General features: G+C 37.7%; 7 protein-coding genes. 1 reads left to right on the top strand and 6 read right to left on the bottom strand.

The window, feature by feature from the left end; all coding sequences use genetic code 11:
* Window positions 1-255 (top strand): hypothetical protein (locus tag P20439_RS18610; protein WP_036933189.1); only part of this gene is annotated, 255 nt, incomplete at its 5' end.
* 161 nt (window positions 256-416) lie between these two features.
* On the opposite strand, the gene galU is transcribed toward P20439_RS18610, so the two are convergent.
* The 6 genes from galU to P20439_RS07620 form a co-directional block, all read right to left on the bottom strand.
* Window positions 417-1,298 carry a UTP--glucose-1-phosphate uridylyltransferase GalU gene (galU, locus tag P20439_RS07595; protein WP_008465822.1) on the bottom strand — a complete coding sequence of 294 codons (882 nt, stop codon included), beginning with the start codon at window positions 1,296-1,298 and terminating at the stop codon, window positions 417-419.
* A 233-nt stretch (window positions 1,299-1,531) separates the two neighbouring features.
* Complete coding sequence (locus P20439_RS07600) at window positions 1,532-2,698, bottom strand: nucleotide sugar dehydrogenase (RefSeq protein WP_008465824.1); 1,167 nt, start codon at window positions 2,696-2,698, stop codon at window positions 1,532-1,534.
* A gap of 104 nt (window positions 2,699-2,802) precedes the next feature.
* Complete coding sequence (locus tag P20439_RS07605) at window positions 2,803-4,767, bottom strand: nucleoside-diphosphate sugar epimerase/dehydratase (RefSeq protein WP_008465825.1); 1,965 nt, start codon at window positions 4,765-4,767, stop codon at window positions 2,803-2,805.
* An 84-nt stretch (window positions 4,768-4,851) separates the two neighbouring features.
* Window positions 4,852-5,400 carry a sugar transferase gene (locus tag P20439_RS07610; protein WP_008465827.1) on the bottom strand — a complete coding sequence of 183 codons (549 nt, stop codon included), beginning with the start codon at window positions 5,398-5,400 and terminating at the stop codon, window positions 4,852-4,854.
* A gap of 29 nt (window positions 5,401-5,429) precedes the next feature.
* Window positions 5,430-6,356, bottom strand: coding sequence for an NAD-dependent epimerase/dehydratase family protein (locus tag P20439_RS07615; protein WP_008465830.1), 927 nt, complete (start codon window positions 6,354-6,356; stop codon window positions 5,430-5,432).
* Between the two features lie 9 nt (window positions 6,357-6,365).
* Entirely contained in the window at window positions 6,366-7,142 is a 777-nt protein-coding gene (locus P20439_RS07620; protein WP_008465832.1) for a glycosyltransferase family 2 protein, read from the bottom strand.
* Window positions 7,143-7,240 lie beyond the last annotated feature (98 nt).

The following is a 7,240-nucleotide window of genomic DNA, read 5'->3' on the forward strand; positions in this document are numbered from 1 at the left end:
AGCCAATTAGAAAATTGGCTTAAAAAGCCTGAAAACAATCCGCTATTAATACGCAATGATATGTCGGATGACTATAACGTGACGAGCACAAATTCAACAGAGTTCATGTGTGACGATAGGCTTAGGCAGCTGTTTGTTATTCCGTTTATTAAAAATTACATTAATACTATGGAGAGTGAGCAGCCTATCACCTTTATTGATTTAGATAACGGTGAGTGTGAGAGTTTTGCTGTTCCTCGTGGCAACGACGATTAATGTTAAATGGCTATTTGGCGAGGTTTAATTTAGGCAAGTGAATATCATATCAGCCCGTTAAGTGGCGGGCTGATATGATTTATACGTTATAGTTTTTAGTAGTTAAACGAGTGTTTTTTGAACTACAAAGAATGACTGCAATTATTTTTTTACAGCCAATCCTAATTTACAAGCGATTTTAAATGTTCAGTAAACTCATCACCTAAGCTTTCATCGCGCATACCGTACTCAACAATCGCTTTTAAGTAACCTAGCTTATCGCCACAGTCGTGCGAGCGACCACTCATATGAAAGGCTTCCACCGTTTCTTGTTTCATTAGCTCATCAATCGCATCAGTAAGTTGAATTTCGCCACCCGCGCCAACGTGTGTTTTAGCCAGTAGTGGCCAAATATTTTTACTTAATACATAACGACCAACAACCGCTAAGTTTGAAGGAGCTAACTCTGTGGCTGGCTTTTCAACCATGGCATTAATAGCGGCGCTTTCACCTGGGGTTAGTTCTACACCGTTAATATCAGCAATACCGTATTTGCTCACATCTTCCTGTGCTACAGGTTCAAGCATAATTTGGCTTGCACGTGTCTCGCTAAAGCGCTTTAACATCGCTGCAAGATTCTCTGTCTTTTGGTCTGCCGTATATGCATCTAGTATTACATCAGGCAATAAAACAATAAAATCATCGTCGCCCACAATGGGCTTAGCACATAAAATAGCATGCCCTAAGCCTTTTGCTTCACCTTGGCGCACACTCATAATGGTTACATCAGGTGGACAAATAGAGCGTACTTCATCAAGTAAAACACGTTTAACGCGCTTCTCAAGCGTAGCTTCAAGTTCAAAGCTGGTATCAAAATGGTTCTCAATCGCATTTTTAGAGCTATGCGTTACTAATACAATTTCTTTTATGCCCGCAGCAACACACTCATTTACTATGTACTGAATCAGAGGCTTATCAACCAACGGTAGCATTTCTTTAGGGATAGCTTTGGTCATAGGTAACATACGAGTGCCTAAACCGGCAACAGGGATAACAGCTTTCACAGATAGTCCTTTAATTAAGTTTTTAATGATTTTTGATAAATTAGCAGCTAAGCAATATATCTAAGCTGAATATATTTAATCTTTTTAAAAGTACTACGTAATACGAAGCACCATATACAAAAAAGCAAAAAACACCGAGCTCAAATTGAACTCGGTGCTTTAAATGTTCTAATCTCTAATACCTGCTCATATTTATTGAACTTTTATTCAGCAAACTAAGGTATTAATATTTATCAATCACTACCGAATAAGTCACGTGTATATACTTTATCGGCAATATCACTAAGCTCTTCAACCATTCGATTTGATACAACTACATCTGAGATTTTCTTAAACTCATTAAGGTCTTTAACTACTCGTGAATGATAAAACTCATTCTCCTCAAGTACAGGCTCGTAAACTACAACTTCAATACCTTTAGCTTTTATACGCTTCATAATACCTTGTATAGATGAGGCTCTAAAGTTATCAGAACCAGACTTCATCACTAATCGGTATATACCCACTACTTTAGGGTCGCGCTTTAGGATAGAGGCTGCAATGAAGTCTTTACGAGTGGTATTAGCGTCAACGATGGCACCGATAATATTGTTAGGTACATCGGCATAATTTGCGCGAAGTTGTTTAGTGTCTTTTGGTAAACAGTAGCCGCCATAACCAAATGAAGGGTTATTGTAGTGGTTACCTATACGCGGATCTAAACTAACACCTTGTATAATTTGCTTGCTGTTTAAGCCATGCGCTTCAGCGTAGCTGTCTAACTCATTAAAGTAAGCCACTCGCATAGCAAGATAAGTATTAGAAAACAGCTTAATAGCTTCAGCTTCTGTTGAATCAGTGAATAGTACTTCAATATCTTCTTTGATAGCGCCTTGCTTGAGTAAGTTAGCAAATACTTCTGCACGTTCACTTTGCTCACCTACTACAATTCGTGATGGATGCAAGTTATCGTGCAGAGCTTTACCTTCACGTAAAAACTCAGGCGAAAAAATTAAATTATCGACACTAAACTTTGCTTTAATATTTTGCGTAAAACCAACTGGTACTGTCGATTTAATGACTAAAACAGCACTTGGATTATGCGCTGTAGCCTCTTTAATTACCGCCTCAACTGAGCTGGTATTAAAGTAGTTATTTTCTACATCATAATCCGTTGGGGTGGCAATGATAACGAAATCAGCGTTTTTATACGCTGAAACCTTATCTGTAGTTGCTGTAAAGTTTAAATCGTCACGCAGTAAAAAATCGCTAATCTCTGTATCAACAATCGGTGACTGTTTATTGCTTAAAAGCGCTATTTTTTGCTCATCAATATCTAGCGCCACCACTTCATTGTGTTGCGCTAATAACATAGCGTTAGATAGGCCTACATACCCGGTGCCAACTACTGCAATTTTCATTTCACTTCCCTAAATCACTGGTTTGTTTTTTATACTAAACTTTTAACTTTAATCACTATCGGATCTTTATTTATACTTGATAGCTGACATCTAACTCTTGTTCTTTATTGATTATTTAAATTAACTACATTACTTACACTTTCAGTATTATCTTTGGATTCACTTTCAAGCCTAGCATTCCATACTAAATCACAAATACCATCAGTGGGGTTAAAGCCTGTGGGTGCATCGAGTAATAGCTGGCGTATTTTTTCATGCTCAAAGTTATGGCATGCAATATCAAGCGCATCAATAAATACATTAAGCTCACTGAGTGGCAGCATTACTTCGTTAGCAGTCATTATACGCTCATGCGAGGTTTGCTCTACGTTATCGCCTATTAATAACTCTTCGTAAAGCTTTTCGCCTGGGCGTAAACCAGTGCATTTTATTTCGATATCGCCATGGGGGTTATGCTCGGTTTTAATTTCAAGGCCCGACAGCCTAACCATTTTGGTAGCCAGATCTTTTATTTTTACTGAATCACCCATATCGAGTACAAACACATCGCCGCCCTTACCCATTGCTCCAGCTTGTATAACAAGCTGCGCCGCTTCAGGTATAGTCATAAAGTAACGGGTTATATCAGGGTGAGTAAGCGTTATTGGTCCACCTTGTTGAATTTGCCGGCGAAATAGTGGCACTACAGAGCCGCTTGAGCCTAATACATTACCAAAACGCACCATGCAAAAACGTGTTTTGTGTTTATTGCCTTGTTCTTGCGCTAAACCTTGTAGTACTAGCTCGGCCATACGTTTAGTTGCGCCCATTACATTTGTAGGGCGTACTGCTTTATCGGTAGAAATTAATACAAAGGTATCTACTTTTGCATTAACAGCCGCTTTGGCCGCGTAGTAAGTACCAAATACATTATTACGCACACCTTCAACTACGTTATGCTCCACTAATGGCACATGCTTATACGCAGCTGCATGGTAAACAGTTTGCACCCCAAAGGTAAGCATTACCGTTTCAAGGCGGTTAACACGTTGTACCGAGCCCATTATAGGAATTAACTCAATAGTTAATTGTTGACGGGCAATATATTCAGCTAACTCTTTTTCAATTGAATATAAGGCAATTTCACTTCGCTCAAAAAGTACTAGTTTAGTTGGTTTTATTTTAACTATTTGCCTACATAACTCAGAACCTATTGAGCCTCCTGCGCCCGTAACCATAACCACTTTATTAGCTATATTTGCAGTCATTAATTCTGGCTTAGGTGTTACTGGATCGCGCCCTAGTAAATCTTCTATACCAACATCTCTAAATTCAGAGAGCTTAGCTTTACCTTCAACAACATCGGCCATTCCTGGAATAGAAAGTACTTTAATAGTTAATGGCTCAAGCTGAGCAAGAACTTCTTTACGACGAGCACGACTTGCACTTGGTATTGCAAGCAATACTTTAGTTGCTTTACCTTTATTTACTAAATCATGTATTTCTTTAAAAGCTCTAACTGGTATGCCCTGTATTACTGAGCCGTGCTTAGTTATATCGTCATCAATAAATGCACTTACAAAGTATTCTGGGCCCGCATTTAAGCCCGTAGCAAGCTGGCGACCTGCCGAGCCCGCTCCATAAATGATTACCGACTCCTTGTTATTAGTCATCATTTTACCAATCAGTGCCCTTACCAGGATACGTGAGCCACCAACTGTTAGTAAGCACAACCAAGCAAAAATAAATGGCATTGTTCGCGGTATACTAACATTTATAAAAAAAGCGAGTATTACCAAGCTTATGGTTGTAACAAGTGTACCTAATATAATCGCCCACAAAGCTTGTGAGTTCATATACCTGAGTACTGCGCGGTATAAGCCTAAATTAATAAATGCCAACAAGCTTACAGGTATTAACACCGCTAACAACAACCAGTTATCAGTACTTTTTAAAGGCTCAAAACTATCAAGTCTTACTATAAGCGCTAACCAAAAAGCCGCAGCTATAAAAAGTGAATCTATACATAAAGTAATAACACGCTTTTTAGCACGAGATGCATTTATAATTGAACGGATAAAGCCATCCATAAAAATTCCTTGTTTTAACCTTCTAACCTAGAACCTAGAACCTAGAACCTAGAACCTAGAACCTAGAACCTAGAACCTTTAATATTACTTAACCCTATCGCCACTACCACTGCCAGTAACCGTCATGAGTATATATTTAAAATAATTACCAATTGTTAGTGTATCTATCATTTCACGGTCTGTTTTAGCAAGTAGTTCAGGGGTAGACATATCAATTTCGTTAACCTGAGCTAAACCTGTAATACCAGGGCGCACGGCAAATACATTTTTAGCTTCACGCGCTTGAGTTAAATCAGTTTGGTTAAACAAACCTGGTCGAGGACCTACTAAACTCATTTCACCTTTTAAAACATTCCATAGCTGTGGTAACTCATCAAGCTTAGTTTTACGTAAAAAACCACCAAATGGGGTAATTGATGCAGTGCTCGCTAAGTGACTTGCAACCGATGCAGTATCAACAGTCATAGTACGAAACTTTACTAACGTAAAAGGTTTTTTATTACGACCAACACGCTCTTGCATAAAAATAGGGGAACCGGTATCAAATAAACCAATAATGTATAAAATCACTAAAAATGGAGCAGCAAAAAGTAAGCCAAACAGTGAAAATGTAAAATCCAATAAACGTATCATTTATAAACCCATTGTTATTAAGGTAAAAATTATTCAAAGCAGCGACGAATACCTTCATCTAAAGTAATCGGTGGCTTCCAATTTAATGTTTTTTTAGTGAACTCGATATCAATAGTTAAAGAATTAGCCAACTTATCAATATGATCTTTTTTACCAACGCAACCTGCTATGAACCTCAAAAAAGCGACTGGCATGGGTAATAACAACGGTTTTTTCCCTGCAGCTAAAGTAAGTTGCTTTAAAAGGTTAGAAGTAGAAACACTCTCATCATCACTCACTAAAAAAGTTTTATTAGCTGCATTTGGATGCCCTACGCAGGTAATGATCAAATCAATCAAATTATCTACTGCAACAAAACTTCGCTGATTATTGATAGAACCTAAAGGCAAGGGTAAGTTTTTCTCTGCAAGATTTACTAACTTCCCGAAGTTACCCGGTGCACCTACACCATAAACCAATGGCGGCCTAATAATCACAACCTCTAAACCTGTTTTTTTCGCAAGCTCTTGTAACTTTATTTCAGCATGATGCTTCGAAACCGCGTACGCTTCTGCTGGGTTTGGCACATCATCAAAGGTAAAGGGTTGAGTGTTATTACTACCGTTCACTCCAATTGAGCTGATAAAAATAAACCGCTTTGCTCCACTCCTTATTGCCTGTTCTGCAAGTGTAATGGTTGCATCAGTGTTACATCTAGCAAACTCTGCTGCCGAGTTAATTAGATGCTCTTCTTTAATATGTGCCTTAGCAGCAAGGTGGATCACGGTATGCACACCAAGAAGTGCTGGTAAAAAATTTGTGTTACCGTGAAGTTCACCCACAGCAATATGCGACTCATTCATCTGCTGTGTTTTTTTACGAACAGCAGATACAACATCATAGCCTCTGCGGTTTAACTCACAACCTAATTTAGAACCTATAAAGCCGGTGCTGCCAGTTAATAAAATTTTTATCACAAATACTACCTACCGTATAAAAAGTTTATGATAAATATTTATATATTTTTTCTTTAGAAAAACAATAATTAAATAGCATAATAAATTTAAAGTTGCCGGCAAAACGTTAAGCTTGCCTACTTTGCGCAAAACCAGCCAGTAATATTTAAACGCATCAAATTTACTTCTAGAAAGCGAACCTTCTCGGATCCTATAAAATCCTAAGCTTTCTTTGTAACCTTTTGCATACTCAAATTTTTTAAGAAGCTCTAGCCACAATGCAAAATCCTGCCTTTTTTTAACTAAAGGCATATATACCTTACCAAATGGCTTAGCATCATAGATTGCTGTTAAACATCCAATGTAGTTATGCTTCAGTAGCTGTTTGAATGTTACTTTGTTGGGCACTAATAAAGTTTCTAATAACTCACCTTGCTCGCTAATTATTGAATAACTCGAAAATGAAAACCCAACATTATGAGTTTGCATATAGCCAAGCTGTTTCTCTAGTTTGTCGCCTGTCCATAAATCGTCAGAGTCTAAAAATGCAATATACCTTCCTTGCGCGGCTTTTATTGCCACATTTCGAGATCCTGCACCACCTAAGTTATACTCATTTTGCAGTAACTTTACTCGTTCATCTTTCAAAAATGGTTTAATTACATCAACCGTACTATCTGTTGAGCAATCATCTACTATGATTAACTCCCAATTATCATAAGTTTGATTCAAAACACTTGATATTGACTCAGCAATAAAGCCAGAGACATTATGCGCTGGCATAATTATTGATACTAAATAACTCATTTTGAACCTATTTCCACATCTCTTTTATATAAACATTTCAATTTCTTTGTAATAGGAACCTCTACAAACTTCCAGAAAAAAACGCTAGAAAAAACCGT

Source organism: Pseudoalteromonas sp. BSi20439 (genome assembly GCF_000241165.1).
In the GTDB taxonomy this organism is placed as follows: domain Bacteria; phylum Pseudomonadota; class Gammaproteobacteria; order Enterobacterales; family Alteromonadaceae; genus Pseudoalteromonas.

What these genes read in the sequence shown, in the direction of transcription:
- P20439_RS07620 (WP_008465832.1), bottom strand. Translation starts at nt 7,142, where the DNA reads ATGAGTTATTTAGTATCAATAATTATGCCAGCGCATAATGTCTCTGGC.
- P20439_RS07610 (WP_008465827.1), bottom strand. Translation starts at nt 5,400, where the DNA reads ATGATACGTTTATTGGATTTTACATTTTCACTGTTTGGCTTACTTTTT.
- P20439_RS07600 (WP_008465824.1), bottom strand. Translation starts at nt 2,698, where the DNA reads ATGAAAATTGCAGTAGTTGGCACCGGGTATGTAGGCCTATCTAACGCT.
- P20439_RS07605 (WP_008465825.1), bottom strand. Translation starts at nt 4,767, where the DNA reads ATGGATGGCTTTATCCGTTCAATTATAAATGCATCTCGTGCTAAAAAG.